The sequence below is a fragment of the Bradyrhizobium sp. LA6.8 genome, from assembly GCF_040547935.1.
GTDB lineage: Bacteria > Pseudomonadota > Alphaproteobacteria > Rhizobiales > Xanthobacteraceae > Bradyrhizobium > Bradyrhizobium barranii.
The window spans coordinates 1,518,172-1,538,185 of sequence record NZ_JBEPQQ010000001.1 but is presented as its reverse complement, the minus strand read 5'-3'; the positions used below and the strand labels follow the sequence as shown (position 1 = coordinate 1,538,185).

Below are 20,014 nucleotides of genomic sequence, written 5' to 3'. Positions count from 1 at the left end.
CGTTCGCGCGCGGAGAGCCACCGGGATTTGCGACCCAAAAATCCTGAACCAGCGTTGAGGTCGTCCGATGCCGCCTGAATGTCCGTTGAGGGTCAGAAGCTGCCGTTGTCGACCAAGCGGACGACTTCCGCTTAACGCTCGGAAGCTGACGTTTATGAGTACACGCCCTGGAAACGCCGAACGTCCGGCTGCCGGGCCTTTCTCGTCTCGCCGATCACGGAGGCCCGGCGCACAAAGGGCCTTGGTCGAGAAGCGCAGTGCGGAGAGTAGCGAAAACTTGCTCCAAAACGCCCCTCAACGCAAGGCGTCGAAGAACGCGCACAGACGGTGTCCGGCATCCGCCAGCAGCTCCGCTGCCTTCGCCCGCGCCCGGTAGGGCGAGCGCATCCCCATGCTCTCCCCGGTCTCCTGCAGCCCCCTCCCGAAGCACGCCACCTGATCGGCCACGAACGAGGGCCGGAAACCGATTGACTGCTTCGCGGCGTAGTAGGTGCGCTTGTGGTCGAGCTGCGCCTCCGTCCGCGCCAGTCCGCTCATGGCCGCCGGGTCGAAGCTGTAGATACGGTTGAGATCGACGCTGTTGAGAGGCCCCTGCAGGCCCGCCGCAACCCAGTGTAGTGCGTAGCGGCGCAGCGCCTGATATTCGAGCGCCGACAAAATCCGGCGCACCAGCGCCTTCCCCAGCGGGTCGTCCAGCATGGTGATGCGGCGGGATGATCGCGAGCGGCCGACGAGCTGAAAAAATTCGCCCGCCTTGGCGAGACGTTCCTGGGTGGGCCCGGCGTCGTCGAGTGGCAGCTGCATCGGCGACCTCGATGTGAAGTGAGATGCAGCGCTATGCGCCACGATCTCCACACCGGCAAGCCCCTCAGCCGCCAGCTCCAGAGAAGGTGGTAGTTGTTTAAGTTTTGTATTCGAAGCAATTGCTTCGCAATGCGGTTTCGACCCGGCGACCATCCAAACGGGCTAAGTCATTGAGCGGACTCGCGTGGCGCGAAGCAAACGCGAAGCAAAACGGAAGCACTGGTTCCGCAGGATGGTCTCCAAAAAAGACCATGCGTTATCCCCGTAATTTTCAGTGATCACCGAGCCGGGAGCGTGCGCGGCGGCTCATGCCGCTCGACTGGCCGCCCGCCTGACCGGCCAGCGCGCGCAGGACCGCGATGCGCTCCTGCCTCATCATGTCCCGATCTGCGCGCGGGTTGCGCCAGTGCGCGTCGAAAAACTTTGCGAGCACCGGCTTGGTGCGCCGCCACTGCCGCTGATCGAGGCGCGCGATCATCCGCATCGCGGTGTCGTCCTCGTGCGGCAACTCTCCATGGACGCTGTAGTGCATCAACAAGTGCAAGTAGGCACCGCTCTGCAGCGCCGACAGTTTCTGCGTGTCGCGCAGGTACGGGCCGATCTCGATGTTGAGATAGCGCCGCTTCACGTCAGTCCCCCGCGTGATTATCGACGATGCGGACCCAGCTGTAGCGTCCGACTTTCGTCTTCTTGCGCGCGGTGTCGGTCTTGATGGTCAGGTGCTTGGCGTAGAGACCATCGACCAGCGCCTGCGGGTTGCTGTCGCACTGCATCAGCTCGACATCGTGGTCGCTGCCGATCTCGCGCACCCAGATGCTGTAACGCTTCTTCACCGGTCATTCTCCTGGTGCGCGGTACTTCATCGCCAGCAGGAACGGGTTGAGGCCGTAGCTCAGCCACCAGCCCAGTTCGTCGCCATAGGCGTGGCTCTCGCGGTGGTGACGGGAGCACAGCGGCAGCGCCCATTTGTCGTGGCTCTTTTCCTGCATGCCCGTGTATCGCTTCCCGTCGTTGATCGAACCGACGCGCAGGTGCGCGGCTTCGGTCGATGTGTCGTCGCCGCAGATGCAGCACGGCTGCGTGCGGATGTAGGCGAGGTACGCCTCGTCACGCTGCCGTGGGTCGCGCATCAGTTGATCGTCGCACCGGACGCGTCGTCATCATCGTCGGCCATGTCGAGGAGCGCGCGGCGCACCTCCGGGGGCAGCTCGTCGAGGTCCACCGGCTTCGCGCCCATCGCGTCGAGCGCCTCGCCGGCGCTGGCGTACTTGCCGGTGCGGACGCCATCGAGATGCTGGCGCAATCGTGCCAGCATCTCCCTCATGGTGTCCTTCATCTCCGGGTGCTCAGCCATCGTGGCCTTCACCTGCTCCGACAGCGCAACCGTGAAATCTTCGCCAGCCGGGGGCATCTCGTCGAGCCGCTCCTTGATGTGCTGCACCATGTCGTCCCACGTCGTGATGATCGCCTTCAGCGTCGCCTCCTTGGTGTTGCCCGAGGAGATCGCGCCGTAGACGATGACGGCGAGCAGCGCCTCGAACCCTTCGATGAAGGTCGCGCCGTGCTTGCCCAGCGCATCCATCACGGCGTTCTCCAGCATGCGTTGCTTATCCATTTTCCTTGTTCCTCCACGCCTGATAGGCGAAATCGAGCTGGTGCCACTTCTGCCGTTCTTCCGTCCGGCCCGGCTTGCCGAGATCGCTGCGGCTCCCGACGCCGCAGTGATGGCGCACGCAGTCGGCGGCATGCCCCTCATCGGCGACATCCGGGTAGTGCAGCTCCTCGTGCAGGAACGCCCAGAACGTCGGCTCCTTGCAGCGCATGCCCGCCTGCTTCGCCGGGCCGAGGTCGCGCCACTTGTCGCGCTCCATGCTGGCGTGATCGACCGGCGTCTCATCGTCGTTGACCTCGACCAGCACGCAGGCAAACCGCGTGCCCATCGGGGCCTGCGTGATGCGGCTGTCCATGTCGATGGCGGCAATGGTCAGGCGCAGCTGCCAGTCGCCGGACTGACGCTGCGTCAGCCCGTCCTTCTTGACCTCCAGCGAGATCGTGTTGCGGCATGCGAGGTCGGAGAGGTCCATCACTTCAAGACCCTTGCGCATTCGGCAATCGAGCGCTCGATGCGGTCGGCGAGCGCCAGCAGCTTCTTGATGCTGGGCTCCAGCTCGCGGACCAGGGCGAGCGCCTCCTTGGCTTCGGCGAGCTGCTTGCGGATGTCCTCGTTGCCGACCTCGTCGCCGAAGTTTTCGTCGCGGATCACCTTGACCCACTGCAGCGGCACGCCGAGATCGGCCGCCACCCGCACGTCGGTCCAGTTCGCGGAATAGCCGACCTTGTCGTTGACATAGACCTCGTTCATCTTCTCGAAGATGATGCGCCGCTCCTCGCGCGACATCGCGCGCGGCGGCAGCACATCGACCGGCTTGACGTTGTTCGCGACGACCTGCAGCGGCAGTTCCTTCGTCATGGGCTCGATCCTCTCCCTCAAGACTTCCTGCTTCGTGGTGGTGCGGTAGGCGTTGCACTTCGGGCAACGGTGCTCGCGGCGCCTGCGGCCGATGAACCAGCCGCGTGGCAAGAGCCTGCGGCGCACGAACTGGATTTCGTTGGCGTCCTGATCGCGCCGCGAGGACGCTGGCACCGCGTGGGTGTTGTAGGGGAGCCGCTCCTCCGCGCCGCAGGGACAACGCACGATGATGCCGCGCGACAGCCTGTTGTCGTCGCCGAACATCATCGGCGCATGCTGGAATGCCTGCATGTCATGCTTCACGGGCGGCACCTCCGAGCTGTTCGGCCTTCGCCAACACCAGCGCCTTGAGCATTTCGACTTCCTCGTCGCTCAGCTCGTAGCGGCGGCGCGCCGCCCTCTGCCCTTCGCTGTTCCACCACTCGCCCAGCTTCTCGCGGCTGGTGAACTCGTTAGCGATGGTAGCCTTGAGGTGTTCGATGAACTCGGCGCGCCTGGCGCCCAGAGCCTGCCGACGGCGCAGCTCGCTCTCGTCAACGACGTTGCTCTGCTCCTTGTCGTAGAGCGCGAGGCCGAACGGGTTACCGAACGTCATGAAGGCGCGCTTCATCGCGTCGGTCTCGGCCTCCTTCACCGCGCTTTCGTGGGCGAGGCCGCGATCACGGTCGATGCCGTGCCCTGAACCGAACCCCTCGCGCACGATGTCGCCAACCGTGACGCGCACCTTGCAGATGTAGGTCACGCCGAAGCCGGGCAGCTTGTTCTCGCCGATCTCGCGCTCGTAGTCCGCGATGCAGGTGGCAAAGATGGTTTCGCGCTGCCAGCCGTCGAAGCCGAAGATACGGTTGGCTTCGGCGATGACGTGCCAGCCCTCGACGTAGCTGAACGTGCGCCCGCCCTGCTTGCGCTCCTTCACCTGCGAACGATTCAGCGGGCGGACAGGTTCGCCTTCTGGTCATCATTGAGGGGCATCACTTCGCTCCCCGAAAAGGGCACGACACACGAACCCACACCACCGCGCTCGAACCGGAGCGCGTCAGCTCCTTGCGCCCGCTGTCCTGAACGTGACCCATCTGGAACAGTTCGCAGCGGCGCGGGCGGTAGGTGTTCTGGCTCATCGAGATCGCAGCCGCGACGCGCTCGTCGCAGCCGCCATCGGGGTGCTCAGCCATCCACACCAGAATTTTCCGGTGCGACTTGTTGATGCTGCGACGCCCCTTGGTCGCGGCTTCGTGGCTCGTCTCGCTGTGCTTCTGGTGCGGCGGCTCACCGCCATAGAGGTTGTAATCGTCGCTCATCACTTCACCGTCACGACAACAGAGGGCGGGGAGTTCGAGAGCACGAGGCCGGGCAACTCGCGCCCAGCCTTCAGCGCGTCCTTGATCTTGGTCCTGTCGGGTTTGCGCTCGATCTTGACGAGGTCGTCCGGCAGCGCGTCGGGGATCACCTCGCCGACGATCTGCTGCGGGTTGTTGCGCAGGAAGATCGTGCCTTCCGGCAGTTCCAGCTTGCGCAGGTTGGCGGCATCCAAGATCGCCAGCATCAGATCGCGCGTGAACTCGACGCGCCGCTCGAACCGCTGGGCGCGCGCCTTGAGGTCGTCCTGGCGCGCCTTGGTCGCGGCGCTCATCGCCTTCGCGTCCTCGCCCATGCGGATCAAGTCGGTGAGCACGTCGGACAGCGCGGTCTCGCCGTCGAGCATGTCGGCGCGCAGCACCTCGTCCGTCGCGATCTCGGGATACTGCCGGATCAGGTTCTCGATCTCGGCACGGAGCATGTTGGCTTCTCGTTCATTCATCGCTTGATCACTCCGTCCCATTCGGCCCTGTCGATCACCCTCGAAAGATTGTCGCGGGCGTCCTGCAGGATCAGGAACACGGCGCGGGCCTGCGCCCTAGTCATCTCGTTCTTGAGGATCAGCGCGTCGCTCTGCATGCGCAGGACGCGCTGCTCCATTTCGATGGTGGGCGAGCAATGAACCAGCTCCAGTGTCATGGGGCTTCTCCCTGTACGCATCGAGCGCGCGGGAGACCTGACGCAGCGAGTACGTCAGGGCGTCCTTGGTCAGCACCAGCTGGCCTTCGGCCCACGCCTCGAAATCGGGCTGCAGATGCATCGCGTTGACGGCACGCAGGATCGCGTCGGCGTGCCACCTGATCTCGTCGAGGCGTGGTCCGATTCGTTGGTCCCACTGATCGAGGCTGATGCCCATGCGCGTTACTCCAGACCGCGCATGCCCCAGAGACGCGGGTCCGCAATCACACGACGACGCCGCAGCGCGCGGCTCATCACGACATACGTGGACGCAGGGAATGCCCCTGCGCGACCCGGCCAATTCTTCGCGGTGTTGATGTTCGTGTCCGTCAGGATCGCCACCTTCGACAAACCGCCGAGGTGATCGACCACTGCCTTCGCGGTCGTCAGTCTGCGCATGATCGATCTCAGTTCGCAAGCTTGATAGCTATCGAACTCAGTTCGAGTATGTGACGGAGGCGGAATTGCGGCGGGGATTAAAAGAACGGTCGAGCTAGAAATTCGTACTCATTGCGCAGGCGCATTAAGTGCGATACAACTTCGCGCAGGTTGCATTACCTATGTGTATACCAGTTATAGGTATCTTTCTGCACACACGCGCTGGGGCGAGATTGCATGAAGAAGATCAAGGGTTTCGAGAAGGACGCCGACGCGTACAAGGCGCGGCTGAGACTGTTGCGAGAGGTCGTTGCGGCAGGGAGCCAGCAAGTCTTTGCCGACAAGATCGGCATCGACATGAAGCGGTGGAACAATTACGAGCGCGGCTACCCGATCCCGCGCGAAATCGCCTTCCTTCTCAGGGAGAAGCTGAAGGAACCGCTCGCCGAGTGGCTGTGGTGGGGACTGGACAAACACTTATCCCCGCAATTCAGAGCCAGCCTGAAAACCGCCGAGCAGCGTGCAACGGCGCGCGCCAAGGCGGAAGCTGAACTGGCGGCAGCGAAAAAGCAGGTCGAGCTGCTGAAGAAGAAGGTTCGAGCCTAGATCGAATACGGTTGCGTTTCGTACTTAGTACGAGCTACGCTCCCCGGCTCTCAACAAGAGAGCAAGGGGAGTTTCGTCATGGACGCATACGCTCGCCAATCCGACACACACAGAAATGAACGCGACCGCATCGCCGCCCTGCGCGACGAAATCGAGCGGTCGGCCACGCGCATCTATCCGGCGCATCCGCCTGCACCGCAGCAGCCCATGGTGCAGCCACCCACCTACGGCGCGCCGCAGCGCGACGCTATCAATTCGCTGGTCGATAAGGTCGTCGGCGATGTCTGCGACCGCATCGTCGAATTGAAGAAGCAGCTCGACGCCCTGCAGCAGCAAATCTTGGTCGGCGGTGCCGCCACCAAGGTCACGCTCAACGAGCAGATCGACGCCTGCATGCGTGTCAACGACGAGACCACGCGCATCGGCGATGCGGTCGGGGAGATTGCCGACCGGCTGCTGAGGCTGTGACCATGGCGCAGCATGATCCCTTCATGGGCGTCGGCGATGTCGAAGCGCCGACCCCGGCACCAGCCCCGAAGAAGCCCGAGCGCCTGCTGAGCCTCGACGAGCGCAAGGCGCTCAACTGGTTCAAGGCGAACACCCCCGCCAGCTCCAACGCGAAGGGGTTGCCCAAGAGCGAACACCGCGCCGTCCTGATGGCGCGGTGCCTGATCGAGATCAGCCCGGAGCGCAAGCGCTACGACCCCATCAGCTACTCGATCACCGGCAAGGGGATCGAGGAGACCAACCAGCGCCCGGCAGGCGCGCCTGAACCCGTCTACAAGCGTTAGGAGGGCCGCCCGTGAGCAACCGCGACCAGAGCACCGAGACCACCACCAACGAAAACGAACGCACCGACGAGTCTGCCTCCGAGGTGCGGCCCATGCTCAACGCCGAGCAGGTTCTGGCGATCATCCCAATCAGCCGCACGACCTTGTTCCGGCTGGAGCGAGACAAGGTCTTTCCGCAGGGAGAGCCGATCACGCCGCACCGCAAGCTCTGGTTCAAGGATGAGGTGGTCGCTTGGCAGCGGGATTTGCGCGACCCGAAGTCCGCGCTGTCACAAGCGATGAAGGCTCGCGCAGGAGGCCGAAAGCCCGGCCGCCCGCCGCGTTCGCTGAAGGCGGTCTAGCTTTTCCCGGTTTTGGCGGTTAGCCGGTGCTGTCCTCATTAGGACGCCCGCTGCGACGAAGCAGGACACTTGATTTCGGGCGGCTGCTGATTTTAATTTTATGCTGCCGGGGCTGGCATTTCATCACGAACAATTATTGCAACCGGCAGGGGCCGCCATAGCGCGGCCCCTATCATTTGGATAGAACGAGCAGCTAGCCGAGCGCGCCACTCACCGCGTGCTCAGGCTCCCAGAGGCTCCAGTCTTGCCAGCCCCGGACTGGAGCCTTTTGTTTGGGCCGCCAACTGGGGCGGCCTTAGTGCCTGCTGATTGGCTCAAATCTATCGAGCCTGGTTGCGCCTTCCCAAAGCTCTACCGCGCGCCCGTCTACAAGCAGCTTAGCTCGTTGCCGAGCTTCCGGCTCTCCTCCACCACAATATCAACTCGGAGCGTTATGTGCCCCGCGCCATCGATTAAATATGCGCGAAATTCTCGCATGTTCCCGCTCCAAAGCACCGCCTCACTCCGAAGCAGGAACGAATTTAGAAATGATCTAAAATCACGTCACTATCAAAATTAGCCTACTGCACATTCAAATTTCGCACTGAGGTCGAAAACAGGCCAGCGCCGTTAGTCCGAGACGAAAAGCGGTTTAGCTTTCCCCTATGTTTTGGGATCGCGTTAGCCCACGGTTAGCCCGAGACAATGTAGCGCAAAAAATATACAATAATATCAACTAGTTACGAAGATTGACTAAATTGGGAGCCAAAACTTAGGCATAATCGCGGCCGGCAAGCCCCCCTTGAGGTATCCAATGACCGATCCTTTCGACCTAGAGCGCTTTGTCAGGGCCCAGGACCCGGTTTTTCGCGACGTCCAGGGGGAGCTGGCCCGGGGCCGGAAACAGACTCACTGGATGTGGTTCGTCTTCCCGCAGATCGCTGGCCTCGGCTTCAGCACCATGTCGCAGCGCTACGCCATCGGCTCGCGCGCCGAGGCCAGAGCCTACCTCGCCCACCCCGTACTCGGTCCGCGACTCATTGAATGCACCACGCTCGTGCTTGCCGTCGAGGGACGAACCATCAACGCGATCCTCGGCGCGCCCGATGACGCCAAATTCCGCTCGTCGATGACGTTGTTCGGCGCGGTCTCCGACGAACCCGTCTTCGACCAGGCGCTCGCCCGATATTTCGCAGGCGAGCGCGACGGCGCGACGCTGGAGATGCTCGCCAGGCTCGATCGGCCGGCGCGCTAGCGCGACCTACGCCTAGACGAATGGACGCATGCAGGCGGGGCATGGCGGCCGGCAGCGTAAACTCCGGATTAACACCGGCTGCCTATCGTTTGCGCAGAATAATTTTCTTCCCCGCGCCAATTGCCGGACAGATCATGAAAATCGGTACGCTGCTGACCACCGCCATCGTCTCGCTCTCGACAGTCGGCGGCGGCCTCGCCGTCTACGTCGCCGTGACGAAATACCAGACGATGGACAGGATCGCCGAAGCGCAGGGACGACTCGCGATCGTCCGCGCCGCCAGCGACATCCCGCGCTACCTCAACCCCGAGCGCGGCTTCGCAACCAACATCCTCTACGGGCCCGCGACCGTCGATCCGGCGCAGCTCACCGAGCACGACAAGCTGCGCAAGCAGACCGACGGCGCCCGCGACAGGATGAACGCGCTGCGCAAGGAGCTGCCCGGCCCGTTCGACGACGGTGCCACCATCGGCAGCAACATCGACGCGATCAACTCGAAATTCACCGCGCTCCGCGAGGCCATCGACAAGGCGATCGCAGGACCTGCGGATGCCCGCAAGGACGCCGCCAAAAAGGTCGTCGCCGACAATGCCGTGCTCAATGCCGGCGTCACCGCGCTGCTCAACGAGCAGGTCCGCCGCATGGCGATCCTGAATGGGGACGCCTACCGCCAGTCCAACTACGCCAACATCGCCATGACGCTGCGCGACGTCGGCGGCCTCAATTCCAGCGTGCACAAGAACCTCGTCGGCGCGAAGAAAGTGGCCAACGACGCCGAGAAGGCCGACATGGCCCGCATGCAGGGCCGCAACGACCAGATCGTGATGTCGCTGATGGAATTGCGTGGCAATGCGGCAACTCCGGCTAACGTCGCCGCAGCGCTGGAGACGATGAACGCGAACTATGTCGAGGAATTCGGCCGCGAGATGAAGCTCGTCAAGGACGGCGCCGTCAGCGGCAAATACGAACACGATGTCGAAACCTTCTACGTGGCGTCCCAGAAGGGCCTCGGGTCCATCATCGGCGTCCGCGACGCCTTCTACGACAACGCCGAGCAGATCCTCGCCGGCGCTTCCTCCGCCGCGCGCACCAGCTTCACCATCGCGCTGGCCGGCCTCCTCGCCGTGCTGATCGCCAGCGCCGGCCTGATCGTGATGGTCCGCCGCCGCGTCTGCGCTCCGATCGTCAGCCTGACGACGCGGATGTCGCGCCTTGCCGACGGCGACGTTGCGGACGAGATTCCGGGCGCCGAGCGTTCCGACGAGATCGGCGCGATGGCCTCCGCTGTCCAGGTGTTCAAGGACAACATGATCCGGGCCGACCGGCTCGCAGCCGAGAAGCAGGCCGAGAACGACGGCAAGATGCGCCGCGCCCAGGCGCTCGACGGGCTCACCCGCGCATTCGAAGCCAAGGTCACCGAGCTCGTCGGCGGCCTCTCCCGCGCCTCCTCCACCATGGAAAGCACGGCGCAATCGATGACCTCGACGGCGGCCCAGACCAACAGCCAGGCCGCGGTCGTCGCCGCCGCCTCGCAGCAGACCTCGACCAACGTGCAGACGGTCGCGAGCGCGACCGAAGAGCTGACCTCCTCGATCTCCGAGATCGGCCGTCAGGTGGCCCAAAGCACCGAGATCGCGGCCCGCGCCGTCGACAACGCCCGCCGCACCGGCGACACCGCGCGCGCGCTCGCCGAGGGTGCCCAGAAGATCGGCGACGTCGTCACGCTGATCCAGAGCATTGCCGAGCAGACCAATCTGCTGGCGCTCAACGCGACCATCGAAGCCGCCCGCGCCGGCGACGCCGGCCGCGGCTTTGCGGTCGTCGCATCCGAGGTGAAGTCGCTGGCGGGCCAGACCGCCAAGGCCACCACCGAAATCTCCGAGCAGATCACCGCGATCCAGTCCGCAAGCGACGAGACCGTGAACGCGATCCGCAACGTCGCCGACGTCATCGCCGAGATCGACCAGATCGGCACCGCGATCGCGGCTGCGATCGAAGAACAGGGCTCGGCAACCAGGGAGATCTCCCGCAGCGTGCAGGAGGCCGCGCGCGGCACCCAGGAGGTCAACACCAACATATCGGGCGTGCAGCGCGCCGCCGACGACACCGGCGCGGCCGCGAGGGAGGTGCTGGGCGCGGCCGAGCAGCTCTCGACCCAGTCGCGCGATCTCGCCGGCCAGTTCGACCGCTTCCTCGGCGAGGTCAGGGCCGCCTAGTCAGCTTAGTACGGCGGCGCCTTGCGCGTCCGCTGCGCCTTGGCGGCCTCGATCCACCACAGCAGGTCATCGGCAAAGCGCGGGAATGAGCGCTCCAGTGCCTTGCCGCCCTCGCCGATCGGCTCGCTCTCGGCCGACAGCGTCTGCGCGATCGGGCCGACGCCGATGGTGCTCGACACCACGACCATGCCCATCTCCGACAGCGTGCCATGCCAGGCGGTCGAGGCGCGTGCGCCGGACAGTCGGCCGGCGGAGTAGCTCACGATCGCGGCCGGGCGCCAGAACCACTCTTCCAGGAAGTGATCGGTGAGGTTCTTCAGGCCGGGCTGGATGCCCCAATTGTATTCGCCGGTGACGAAGACAAAACCGTCGGCGCCGCGGATCTGCCCCGCCAGCTTCTCGAGCGCCTCGGGTGCCGCCCCCTTGGGATATTCCTTGTACATGCGATCGAGCATCGGCAGGCCGATCGCCTTGGCGTCGATGAACTCGACCTCCTCGCCGCGCTGGCGCAGGCGATCGATGACGAAATTCGCAAGGCGGACGCCCATGCGGTCGGAACGGTAGGAGCCGTAGAGGACGAGGATGCGATTGCTCATGGCCGGGACGCTAGCACGAAACGGCGGTACGGCCTCAACCGATTTGCCGCGCTACCGTTGTCGTCCGAGCTCCAGCGTTTGCGACGGCGTCTCGCCGAACTGGTCGCGATAGCTTCTGGAGAAGTCGCTGAGATGCCAGAAGCCGAACGCCAGTGCGACGGCCTTGACGCTGTCGGCACCGGCGAGCAGGCGCTGACGCACCAGCCACAACCGGCGCAGGCGCAAATAGCGATGCAGGCTCATGCCGCGATAGCGGCGGACGACGTCGTGCAGGGTGCGGACGGACAGGTTGAGCTTGCGCGCAATCTCCTCGCTGTAGATCGGCTGCGAGAGGTCGTCGGACAGAAGCGCGCGGATCTCCCGGAAGATCCTGAAGTTGCGCTCGTCATTGGGACGCAGGGTCCATCGCGCGGCAACGACGCTTTCGAACGCGTCGTCGACGGCGCCAAGCAGGGACTCCTTCATGGCTGCGGCCTTCAGCGGCACGTCCGCGGCTCCAATCGGCTCCGACGCAGCAGCCAGCACCTCCCGGACCAGGCTGCGCAGCCGGTTCAGGCTCGCGGCCGTCGTTTCAAATATCTTGAAGCTGGATGTCGCGTGCGGCCAGCCGCGATCCGTCACCTCCGGCCTGAACACCACCGAGGCAATTTGCCGCTCCACCTCCTCGATGGTGGTGTAGGCGGCGCCGCCGCTGCCGATGACGATGACCGGTCGTGCGCGCTGCGAGCCGTTGAAGCGGATGGGCACGTTGAGCTCATCCATCGTGAATCCGACGGCGGTGCAATTCTCGACGAGCTGCGCGTCGACGACGCGGGGAAACGCCCGCGTGAAATTCACGTCGCAACCGGGCAGCGACAGAATGGTCTGCTCGGCCGAAATCCTCCGTACGAAGGGCGTGAACTCGAAATTCAGGCCTCGTATGGCATTTCGAAATTCATCGACGTCGGAGAAGCGAAATACCTTGGGCGCAATATCGTTCATGGCAATGTGAAACGGCGCGTCGTAACCAACGCGCGTCCGGCGGCGATGCCGGCCCGAGTTTCCCCCTTTCGGTTGTCCCGTTCGACCGAAAGAATCATCCTAATTCGTCTCGTTCAATTGGCGAGGGTCCCGTTCAAAGGACAAGTCGCCGCATCGAGTCTCGCCGAATTTCGATAGCGTTTCCAGCGCCGCCAGCGGTGCGCTGATACCCCATCGATCAAGTTCTAAATTTCAAATTAACGCCTGTCAGGCGGAATGAAGGTCATTGGATAGTCGCGATTTTTTTGAGTCAGGCCCCTGCCATGATGGCAAATTTGCCTGCTGATATTCTGGTTGAGCTGGAACAGGCGGTCGCTAGTTGCCCGCCGGACCGCTGTGCTCGCATCCTGTCGGGCATTGTGCAGTTGCTCACCGGTAGCCTCGACCGGCCTCAGGAATTGCTCGCTGGGGTGGTTGACGGCGTTCTGCTGCGCTTGACGGAACGCGTCGAGGCCAAGGCGCTCGTTCAACTCAGCACGGCGCTTGCCGAGCTCAAGGTCGCCCCGCCCGAGACATTGCTGCGCCTTGCCTCACACGCCGATCCGGACGTGGCCTGTCCTGTCCTCGTCAAATCGCAGGCATTCTCCGCCACCGATCTCGCGACGATCGCGGCCTCGTGCGACGAGCGGCATCAACGCGCGATCGCCGCGCGCAACTCGATCGAGCCTGAAGTGGCCGAGGCGCTGATCAAGCGCGGCGGCCCGATCTGCCTTGCGCTGATCAAGAACCCGGGAACCCAATTCTCCGAGGCAGCTTACGCCGCGCTGATCGCCAGGGCCGATCCGGACGGCGAGATTGCCAAGGCGCTGGTGCTGCGGCCCGGCACGCCCGACCTGGTCGTCCGGAAGCTGCTCTCCGTGTCACCTGCCCCGAAGGCGCCGGCCAAGGCCAACGCATCCACCATTCCGCCCGCACAACACGCCGCGCCGGTTCCGCCCAAGCTGCCCTGCCCGGCCGACTATGCGAGCGCGAGGCCGGAGATCGTCGCCCTCAGCCGCGTCGGCAAGCTCAACGATTCCACCGTCAACCGCTTCACGATCCGCGGCGAGACGGCCAATCTGTTCACGGCGCTCTCGGTGCTCTCCGGCGCTCCGATCGAGATCGTGGAGCACGTCATGACCGATGACGATTGCGAGGGCCTCGTCATGGCCTGCCGAGCCGCACGGCTGAACTGGGCCACCACGCTCGCGATCCTGAGCAACCGCAGCGGCTCACGGCTCTCCTTCGTCGAGCGCGAACGGGCGCAGCAGATTTTCGAAACGCTTCTCTTGTCGACCAGCCAATGGACAGTGCGCTGGGGGGAAATTGCAGCGAGTGCCAACCCAAGCGATGCGGGACATCGCGGCACAAAAATGGGGGTTAGCCGATGAGGTTCGACGGTCGAAAGGCGCTTCGCGTACGGATGGATCACAAGCAGGCCGTCAATCTGATGGGCTCCGACGGCACCTGGCGACGCACTTGCTTCCTGCTCGACGTGTCGCAAAGTGGCGCCAAGATCGAGGTCGAAGGGACGCTCGACGTGCTCCAGGCCAAGGAATTCTTCATGCTGCTGTCATCGACGGGTCTTGCCTACCGGCGGTGCGAACTGGTGTGGATCGACGGCACCATGGCCGGCGTTCACTTCATCACCGCAGACGGCAAGAAGAAGCCGGCGAGCGCAAAGGCGGCCGCCGCGCCAAACTCCACGCCGAGCAAATAGGCTCCAGAATTCATCGAGCTCATTCAATGTCATCATAGTCCGGTCCGCCGTGCAGAGTGCCCGAACCATATCCAGCCCCGTCAAAAGCGACGGCGGCATCCGAACGACGGAAGCGGTTCGCCCGTTTGTGCATGTGCTGGCCGATTCGTCCGACAAACTGGCGGGGGTCTGCTCGGCCCTCGAACGGCAATTTACCGTCGCCGGCGAACGACTCGATGCGGAAGCCAGGCTGTCACAAGTGCCATTCGCGGTCGTCGTTCGCGCGGAGCTGCGTGACGTCGGCACCATCGCGGCCATCAAGAAGCGCGCCGGCAAGCTGGCGAAAGCCACGAAGCGCATCTTCCTCGTCGAGCACTCGTCCCACGTCGGCATCTCGCAGGCCTACGCACTCGGCGCCACCCTCGTTCTTCCCGGGGCGCTCAACAAGAGCAAGCTGCTGGCAGCGCTGGCTGACCCGGCCGAGCTGGCCTCTGCTGGCTCAAGTGACGCACCGCAACCGGACAACGCCGTCGAAGCCGCGGCAACCGCCATCGCTTCGATGTTCACGGCCGTCACGCTCGGCGAGCCCCTCGACGTCGACGGCACGAAGGAAGCGGGCCGCAGGATCGCCGACCGCATCACCGAGCACGGCCTGTCCGAATGGCTTGCCACGGTGCGGCGTCACCATGAGGGAACCTACCAGCATTGCCTGCTCGTGACCGGCGTGGCGATCGACTTCGGACTGAGCCTCGGCGTCGGGCGAGCCGATCTCGAGCGGCTGTATTCCGCGGCCATGTTCCACGACATCGGCAAGGCGCAGATTCCGCTTGCGATCCTCGACAAGCCCGGCCGCCTCGACGCCGACGAACGCGCCATGATCGAGAAGCATCCGGCGGCGGGTTACGAGTTTCTGAAGGATCACGAGAAAATCTCGCCCGAGATTCTCGACGCCGTGCGGCATCATCACGAATATCTCGACGGAAGCGGTTATCCCGACGCGCTGTGCGGCGAGAGCATCAACGACATCGTCCGCATTCTGACGATCTCGGACATCTTCGCAGCACTAATCGAACACCGGCACTACAAGCCGACGATGCCGCGCACCGAGGCCTACAACATTCTTTGCGGGATGACCGGAAAGCTGGAGAAGGCTCTCGTAACCTCGTTCAAGGAGGTTGCGCTCACGCGATGACCGCGCAGGCTGGGCGATCCCGCAGCGAGGACCTCGTCACGAACCGCGCTTAGTGCGTGGCCCGGTATTTGGCGCGGTGCGGAATCGACCGGGAGGCCAGTCCTTCCGCAAGCAGCTTCATGTCCTCGCGTCTACCACTCCGGATCAGCTTACCGAGCTCATCGGGTGTGAACGGTAGATTTGGATCATCATCGATCGGATACCGCGGTCGCGGACCGAAGAACCGTCGAACCAGGCTAGCCAGCCGCCGCATGTCGATTCCCTCGCGCCAGCAACAAACCTTTCACTTCGCGTATTGTTCCTCCCGCGCGATCGAGATTGCAAGAGGCCACCAACGGCTCAGCATCAAAAAAAAACGACGAGAGAATAATCTCCTCTCCTCCACCTCAGCCGGCTCTCCGCGTTAGTCGGCTCGCAGCGTCAGCCGGCTGTGCGCATCAGTGACTTCCCGCACTAGTCGGCAAAGCCGACATAACGCACGAAATCGTCGTTGCCCTCGCGATCGGAGCGAACGGCGTTCGCGGCGAAGCTGTCGTCGGGATAACCCATCGCGACACAGGTCATGATGACCTCGTCTTCCGGAATCCTCGCGACCTCGCGCACGATGTCGGAGCGCATGATGCCCTGCCCGTTGATCACCGAACCGAGACCGCGATCCCAGGCCGCGAGCACGATGCCGTAGCAGAGCGCGCCGAGATCGAAATGGCAGACCGCGCCGGGATCCAGCACGCGGTCATAGGTCAGCACCAGCGAGACCGGCGCGTCGAATTGGCGGAAGCCGCGCAGCACCCAGTCCTGCCGCATTGGCTTGTCGTCGCGCGCAATTCCCATCGCGCCGAACAGCTTCTTGGCGATGTCGACCTGGCGGGTGCGATGAATGCCCTGGTATTCGCCATGGCTGATGATGTCGCGCTTGACCTTGGCGCCGCCGACCATCTCCTCCATGTTGCGGCGGCGCAGCTCTTCAAGCGGAGGGCCTGTGAGCACATGCACATGCCAGGGCTGGGTGTTCATCGACGACGGCGCGCGCTTGGCGCTCCCGATGATCGCCTCGATCACCGCGCGCGGCACCGGCTGCTGCTTGAAACCGCGCACGCTGCGGCGCGACTGGACCAGCGTTTCGAATTCCAACTCTTGACCTCCCTGACCGTTCATTCCGCGGCATTGCAATTGTAACGCGTAACCGGTTGCCGATGCGGTACGCCAAATCTATGCTACCCCGCAAGCAAGACCAAGAACCCAGCGAGGACCTGCAAATGCCCGCACCGCTCGATCCCGTCATCGCCCAGATCATTCCGCTGCTGCCGCTGCGCGATCCCACCACGATGACGCCACAGAGCGCGCGCGATGCCTTGCGCGCACTGGCTGCCTCGCGTGCGGATGTGCCGCCGCCGCCCGTCGACACGGTGCAGGATATCAAGGTGAAAGGCGGCGCCGGGCCGCTCAATGCACGTGTCTATCGCGTCGGCCCCAATCCTGCGCCAACCGTAGTCTTCTTCCACGGCGGCGGCTGGGTCGCGGGCGACCTCGAAACCCACGACCGGCAGGCGCGCAATCTCGCGATCGAAACCGGCGCGGTCGTCGTCTCCGTCGATTATCGGCGCCCGCCGGAAACGCGCTTTCCCGGCGCCTTCGAGGACGCGTTCGCCGCCGCAAGTGACATCTTCAACCGCGTCGCGGAATTTGGCGGCGATGCAAAGCGTCTCGGCGTTGCCGGCGACAGCGCCGGCGGCAATCTCGCAGCCGCCACCGCGATCGCCTGCCGCGATGCCGGCATCAAGCTGGCCGCACAATTGCTGGTCTATCCCGTGACCGACGTCGTCGGGGGCTACGCGGATGCGCGCGAGAACGCGCCCTATCCGTCACGGACCGAGAATGCCGACGGCTATTTTCTGACACGCGCGACGATGGAATGGTTTTGTGGCCACTATCTCACCGATCCCAAGGATGCCGCCGACTGGCGGGTCTCGCCGCTCCGCGCCGCTTCGCTCAAAGGGCTCGCGCCCGCGATCGTGACCACCGCATGGTTCGATCCGTTGCGCGACGAAGGCGCGGCCTATGCACGGGCGCTGGAGGCCGCCGGCGTCCGCGTCAAGCACCATGAGGGCCCCGGCCTGATCCACGGCTATTTCGGCCTTGGCGATGCTTCCGCGGCCGCGAAGGCCGAGGCGCAACGCGCACGGGCCGATTTCAAGACACTGCTCGCGCGCGGAATCTGAACCGCAGATGAATGGAAAAATCCGCGACATCGGTCGTGGCGCGCATCGATCCTGCTTGATTGCGCCACGATTCGCGGCTCCAATCCGCTCGGTAATTTTGTCCTAGGGAGACACCCATGATGAAGCGGATTTTTCTCGCAGCGATCGTCGCCACCTTTGCAGCGGGTTCGGCCTTCGCGGACGACACCTGCGAGAGCAAGGCGGTCGGCAAGGACGGCAAGGCGCTCGCCGGCGCCGCCAAGACCTCGTTCATGAAGAAGTGCAAGGCCGACGCTTGCACGCCGAAGGCCGTCAGCGCCGACGGCAAGCCGCTTGCCGGTGCCGCCAAGAACAGCTTCATGAAAAAGTGCGAGGTCGGCGCCTGATCGCCGCTGGTTCGCCACTGCTGCACGGACACTCTGCAACTCCGTCGTGCCCGGGCCTGTCCCGGGCATCCACATATGTGTGTCCGTGCGGCACAGATCAGATGGCCGGGCCAAGTCGAAAGCACGAACGTCCTCTGATAACATCGTCGTCAAGCCGTTCGAATTAACCACCAATTCGATCCAATTTTAATAAGACAACAACGCTGCTTGTTAGCGTGAGCCGCACAGATCAACGTGCGGGAATTGCCGTTTTCCGGATATCGGCGGGACCGGGAAAGTGACTTCGTCGAGTGCGATCGTCTTTCATTGGGAGCATCTCGCCATGATCGAACGTCGTGCAATGAAGCGCATACCGATCAACCGGGCCGCGCGGCTATCGTTTGGTGAAATTCACGGGACTCATCCGTGCCTGGTGCGCGATATCAACGCCTTGGGTGCCCGCATTTCCACGCCGTACTACATCTTTGCCGACGAGTTTGTGTTGTCGTTCGACGGCCATTCCGGAATTTTCTACTGCCGCGTCGTATGGAAAAAGGAGACGCTCTGCGGCGTTTTATTCCTCCTGCGTCGTCGCGCGCCAAAGGCAGCGAACGATTCCGGCGCGCCCGCAAATGTGGTGCGACTTGATCGCCGGCTCGTGTGCCGCGGCGGGGTCTTTAGCCCGGAAGTATCGACCTGACTCCTCGCCCGCGCGGGTGCATATTGCAGCGGTAGGGCGTCGCGAGGTGACCGAATGAAACGCCGCAATTTTGTCGCGCTTCTCGGCGCTGCGGTGACCGTCATGCCCCTCGCGGCCCACGCACAGCAACCGGTGCCGCGGGTTGGCTATGTCTGGGGTGGCGTTCGCGGGACGGACTTGTACTACCAGACCGGCTTCCGTCGGGGACTTGCGGACCTGGGATATGTCGTGGGGCGCAACCTGCTGCTCGAAGAACGCTACGCCGACGGAGAGCCGGAGCGCGTCCCCCCATTGATCGCTGAACTCCTCACGCTCAACGTCGATGTTCTCGTGACTCCAGGCACACCAATTTCGCAGGCCGCGCAACGTGCAACGTCCACGGTGCCGATCGTCTGCATGAGCGGAGATCCGGTCAGAGCCGGTCTTGTGGCAAGCCTTGCCCGACCAGGCGGCAATATCACCGGGCTGTCGCAGCTCTCGGGCGAATACGGTGTCAAGTGGGTGGAACTGCTGAAGGAGGCGGCACCGAAAGTGCACCGTGTCGCAGTGTTGTGGAATCCTGACAATCCGACGACCGCCAACCAAGTCGAACTCATGCAGAAAGCGGCGCCCGGTCTCGGTATCGAGCTGACGGCTCTCTCGATACGGCGCGCGGACATCGACAACAGCTTCGCCGCGCTTGGGGAGAGAGGCTTCGATGGTCTCGTCGTCACCGACGATCCATCGCTGATACCCCTCGTTCCCCGCCTGATCGAGTTCACTGCAGAGCGGCGCTTGCCGGCGATCTATCCATTCCGCGACTCGGCTCAGAGAGGAGGACTGATGTCGTACTCGGCCAACCTTTTCAAACTATGGCAACGCGCTGCAGGCTATGTTGATCGCATTCTGAAAGGGGCCCGTCCGGCGGAGCTTCCCGTCCAGCAGACGACGGATGTTATCCTGAATATCAACCTCAAGACCGCCAAGGCTCTTGGTCTCGACATTCCCATGACGCTGTCCGCCCGAGCCGACGAGGTGATCGAATAGCAACGGAAATGCTGCGCGCGAAAATTGCGCTTGGGAGACTGTCGCCGGGCGCATCAGTATGGGGTTGATGAACGCAAGCGGCCGCCTGATAGCCTCGCCTGCGGTCGCTGCCAATACGGGTTGTCCACGCACATCGCGGAAAGTCCGATCGCAGACGCTCGGCATTGATCCCATGACGTATAAGCGCACTCGAAATAGGTGCTGCCACCCCACTCCCATCTCTGAAGGCAGACGGGGTGGCCGGGATCGTAAGTTTGGGCTGTAGCCGAGGCGATCGCCAGGATCGCCGCACTGCCCAGGATTAGCCAACGGAGCATCCGCATCGCCGCCTCCTCCAAATGGATCATCCAAGCTTTCCGGTTCGA

At 63.7% G+C, this 20,014-nt stretch carries 29 protein-coding genes; 13 read left to right on the top strand and 16 right to left on the bottom strand.

Annotation, left to right across the window (positions count from 1 at the left end; translation table 11 throughout):
* Positions 1-294 precede the first annotated feature (294 nt).
* The 12 genes from ABIA90_RS07090 to ABIA90_RS07035 form a co-directional block, all read right to left on the bottom strand.
* Positions 295-804 carry a hypothetical protein gene (locus ABIA90_RS07090; RefSeq protein ID WP_354122066.1) on the bottom strand — a complete coding sequence of 170 codons (510 nt, stop codon included), beginning with the start codon at positions 802-804 and terminating at the stop codon, positions 295-297.
* 271 nt (positions 805-1,075) lie between these two features.
* Positions 1,076-1,432, bottom strand: coding sequence for a DUF1376 domain-containing protein (locus tag ABIA90_RS07085; RefSeq protein ID WP_247311097.1), 357 nt, complete (start codon positions 1,430-1,432; stop codon positions 1,076-1,078).
* 1 nt (position 1,433) lies between these two features.
* Complete coding sequence (locus tag ABIA90_RS07080; RefSeq protein WP_354122067.1) at positions 1,434-1,637, bottom strand: hypothetical protein; 204 nt, start codon at positions 1,635-1,637, stop codon at positions 1,434-1,436.
* 3 nt (positions 1,638-1,640) lie between these two features.
* On the bottom strand, positions 1,641-1,934 hold the full coding sequence (locus ABIA90_RS07075; protein WP_049810395.1) for a DUF968 domain-containing protein: 294 nt from the start codon (positions 1,932-1,934) through the stop codon (positions 1,641-1,643).
* A complete protein-coding gene (locus ABIA90_RS07070; protein ID WP_354122068.1) occupies positions 1,934-2,419 on the bottom strand; it encodes a hypothetical protein in 486 nt (161 codons plus the stop codon). The genes ABIA90_RS07075 and ABIA90_RS07070 overlap by 1 nt, the downstream gene beginning before the upstream one ends.
* Positions 2,412-2,909, bottom strand: a complete 498-nt coding sequence (locus ABIA90_RS07065) for a hypothetical protein (RefSeq protein WP_354122069.1) — start codon at positions 2,907-2,909, stop codon at positions 2,412-2,414. The genes ABIA90_RS07070 and ABIA90_RS07065 overlap by 8 nt, the downstream gene beginning before the upstream one ends.
* Positions 2,888-3,577 carry a hypothetical protein gene (locus tag ABIA90_RS07060; protein WP_354122447.1) on the bottom strand — a complete coding sequence of 230 codons (690 nt, stop codon included), beginning with the start codon at positions 3,575-3,577 and terminating at the stop codon, positions 2,888-2,890. Before ABIA90_RS07060 ends, ABIA90_RS07065 begins: the two co-directional genes overlap by 22 nt.
* Positions 3,567-4,205, bottom strand: a complete 639-nt coding sequence (locus ABIA90_RS07055; RefSeq protein WP_354122145.1) for an RAD52 family DNA repair protein — start codon at positions 4,203-4,205, stop codon at positions 3,567-3,569. Before ABIA90_RS07055 ends, ABIA90_RS07060 begins: the two co-directional genes overlap by 11 nt.
* 40 nt (positions 4,206-4,245) lie before the next feature.
* Positions 4,246-4,572: a hypothetical protein gene (locus tag ABIA90_RS07050; protein ID WP_354122071.1), complete on the bottom strand. Its 327-nt coding sequence runs from the start codon at positions 4,570-4,572 to the stop codon at positions 4,246-4,248.
* Positions 4,572-5,072, bottom strand: coding sequence for a siphovirus Gp157 family protein (locus tag ABIA90_RS07045; protein WP_354122072.1), 501 nt, complete (start codon positions 5,070-5,072; stop codon positions 4,572-4,574). Before ABIA90_RS07045 ends, ABIA90_RS07050 begins: the two co-directional genes overlap by 1 nt.
* On the bottom strand, positions 5,069-5,269 hold the full coding sequence (locus tag ABIA90_RS07040) for a hypothetical protein (protein WP_354122073.1): 201 nt from the start codon (positions 5,267-5,269) through the stop codon (positions 5,069-5,071). Before ABIA90_RS07040 ends, ABIA90_RS07045 begins: the two co-directional genes overlap by 4 nt.
* 222 nt (positions 5,270-5,491) lie before the next feature.
* A complete protein-coding gene (locus ABIA90_RS07035; RefSeq protein ID WP_354122074.1) occupies positions 5,492-5,707 on the bottom strand; it encodes a hypothetical protein in 216 nt (71 codons plus the stop codon).
* Between the two features lie 216 nt (positions 5,708-5,923).
* Between ABIA90_RS07035 and ABIA90_RS07030 the strand changes: the two genes are divergently transcribed.
* The 6 genes from ABIA90_RS07030 (at position 5,924) to ABIA90_RS07005 (ending at position 10,874) form a co-directional block, all read left to right on the top strand.
* Positions 5,924-6,292, top strand: coding sequence for a hypothetical protein (locus ABIA90_RS07030; protein ID WP_028152705.1), 369 nt, complete (start codon positions 5,924-5,926; stop codon positions 6,290-6,292).
* A 78-nt stretch (positions 6,293-6,370) separates the two neighbouring features.
* Positions 6,371-6,760, top strand: coding sequence for a hypothetical protein (locus tag ABIA90_RS07025; protein ID WP_028152706.1), 390 nt, complete (start codon positions 6,371-6,373; stop codon positions 6,758-6,760).
* Between the two features lie 2 nt (positions 6,761-6,762).
* Positions 6,763-7,083, top strand: a complete 321-nt coding sequence (locus ABIA90_RS07020) for a hypothetical protein (RefSeq protein WP_028182186.1) — start codon at positions 6,763-6,765, stop codon at positions 7,081-7,083.
* An 11-nt stretch (positions 7,084-7,094) separates the two neighbouring features.
* Complete coding sequence (locus ABIA90_RS07015) at positions 7,095-7,424, top strand: helix-turn-helix transcriptional regulator (RefSeq protein ID WP_166352907.1); 330 nt, start codon at positions 7,095-7,097, stop codon at positions 7,422-7,424.
* A 793-nt stretch (positions 7,425-8,217) separates the two neighbouring features.
* Positions 8,218-8,658, top strand: a complete 441-nt coding sequence (locus ABIA90_RS07010) for a DUF1810 domain-containing protein (protein WP_354122075.1) — start codon at positions 8,218-8,220, stop codon at positions 8,656-8,658.
* Positions 8,659-8,792: 134 nt separating this feature from the next.
* Positions 8,793-10,874 (top strand): methyl-accepting chemotaxis protein, encoded by a 2,082-nt coding sequence (locus tag ABIA90_RS07005; RefSeq protein WP_354122076.1) that lies wholly within the window; start codon positions 8,793-8,795, stop codon positions 10,872-10,874.
* Between the two features lie 5 nt (positions 10,875-10,879).
* Here ABIA90_RS07005 and ABIA90_RS07000 read toward each other — a convergent pair whose 3' ends face one another.
* Positions 10,880-11,470: an NADPH-dependent FMN reductase gene (locus tag ABIA90_RS07000; RefSeq protein ID WP_085399208.1), complete on the bottom strand. Its 591-nt coding sequence runs from the start codon at positions 11,468-11,470 to the stop codon at positions 10,880-10,882.
* A gap of 51 nt (positions 11,471-11,521) precedes the next feature.
* Entirely contained in the window at positions 11,522-12,451 is a 930-nt protein-coding gene (locus tag ABIA90_RS06995) for an AraC family transcriptional regulator (protein WP_354122077.1), read from the bottom strand.
* A 302-nt stretch (positions 12,452-12,753) separates the two neighbouring features.
* Here ABIA90_RS06995 and ABIA90_RS06990 point away from each other — a divergent pair, with 302 nt between their 5' ends.
* The 3 genes from ABIA90_RS06990 to ABIA90_RS06980 are packed head-to-tail and all read left to right on the top strand — an operon-like array spanning position 12,754 to position 15,360.
* Positions 12,754-13,860: a DUF2336 domain-containing protein gene (locus tag ABIA90_RS06990; protein ID WP_354122078.1), complete on the top strand. Its 1,107-nt coding sequence runs from the start codon at positions 12,754-12,756 to the stop codon at positions 13,858-13,860.
* On the top strand, positions 13,857-14,189 hold the full coding sequence (locus tag ABIA90_RS06985) for a PilZ domain-containing protein (protein WP_085399211.1): 333 nt from the start codon (positions 13,857-13,859) through the stop codon (positions 14,187-14,189). The genes ABIA90_RS06990 and ABIA90_RS06985 overlap by 4 nt, the downstream gene beginning before the upstream one ends.
* 49 nt (positions 14,190-14,238) lie before the next feature.
* Positions 14,239-15,360: an HD-GYP domain-containing protein gene (locus ABIA90_RS06980; protein ID WP_166352901.1), complete on the top strand. Its 1,122-nt coding sequence runs from the start codon at positions 14,239-14,241 to the stop codon at positions 15,358-15,360.
* Between the two features lie 453 nt (positions 15,361-15,813).
* On the opposite strand, the gene ABIA90_RS06975 is transcribed toward ABIA90_RS06980, so the two are convergent.
* On the bottom strand, positions 15,814-16,491 hold the full coding sequence (locus tag ABIA90_RS06975; protein ID WP_354122079.1) for a nitroreductase: 678 nt from the start codon (positions 16,489-16,491) through the stop codon (positions 15,814-15,816).
* Between the two features lie 125 nt (positions 16,492-16,616).
* Between ABIA90_RS06975 and ABIA90_RS06970 the strand changes: the two genes are divergently transcribed.
* The 4 genes from ABIA90_RS06970 (at position 16,617) to ABIA90_RS06955 (ending at position 19,649) form a co-directional block, all read left to right on the top strand.
* Positions 16,617-17,579, top strand: a complete 963-nt coding sequence (locus tag ABIA90_RS06970) for an alpha/beta hydrolase (protein ID WP_354122080.1) — start codon at positions 16,617-16,619, stop codon at positions 17,577-17,579.
* Positions 17,580-17,695: 116 nt separating this feature from the next.
* Positions 17,696-17,944 (top strand): hypothetical protein, encoded by a 249-nt coding sequence (locus tag ABIA90_RS06965; RefSeq protein WP_071914505.1) that lies wholly within the window; start codon positions 17,696-17,698, stop codon positions 17,942-17,944.
* A 322-nt stretch (positions 17,945-18,266) separates the two neighbouring features.
* A complete protein-coding gene (locus tag ABIA90_RS06960; protein WP_085399213.1) occupies positions 18,267-18,623 on the top strand; it encodes a PilZ domain-containing protein in 357 nt (118 codons plus the stop codon).
* A 54-nt stretch (positions 18,624-18,677) separates the two neighbouring features.
* Complete coding sequence (locus ABIA90_RS06955; protein WP_166352894.1) at positions 18,678-19,649, top strand: ABC transporter substrate-binding protein; 972 nt, start codon at positions 18,678-18,680, stop codon at positions 19,647-19,649.
* A gap of 53 nt (positions 19,650-19,702) precedes the next feature.
* On the opposite strand, the gene ABIA90_RS06950 is transcribed toward ABIA90_RS06955, so the two are convergent.
* The gene (locus tag ABIA90_RS06950) at positions 19,703-19,966 is read right to left on the bottom strand and encodes a DUF3551 domain-containing protein (protein ID WP_354122448.1); all 264 of its coding nucleotides are present in this window, start codon (positions 19,964-19,966) and stop codon (positions 19,703-19,705) included.
* Positions 19,967-20,014 lie beyond the last annotated feature (48 nt).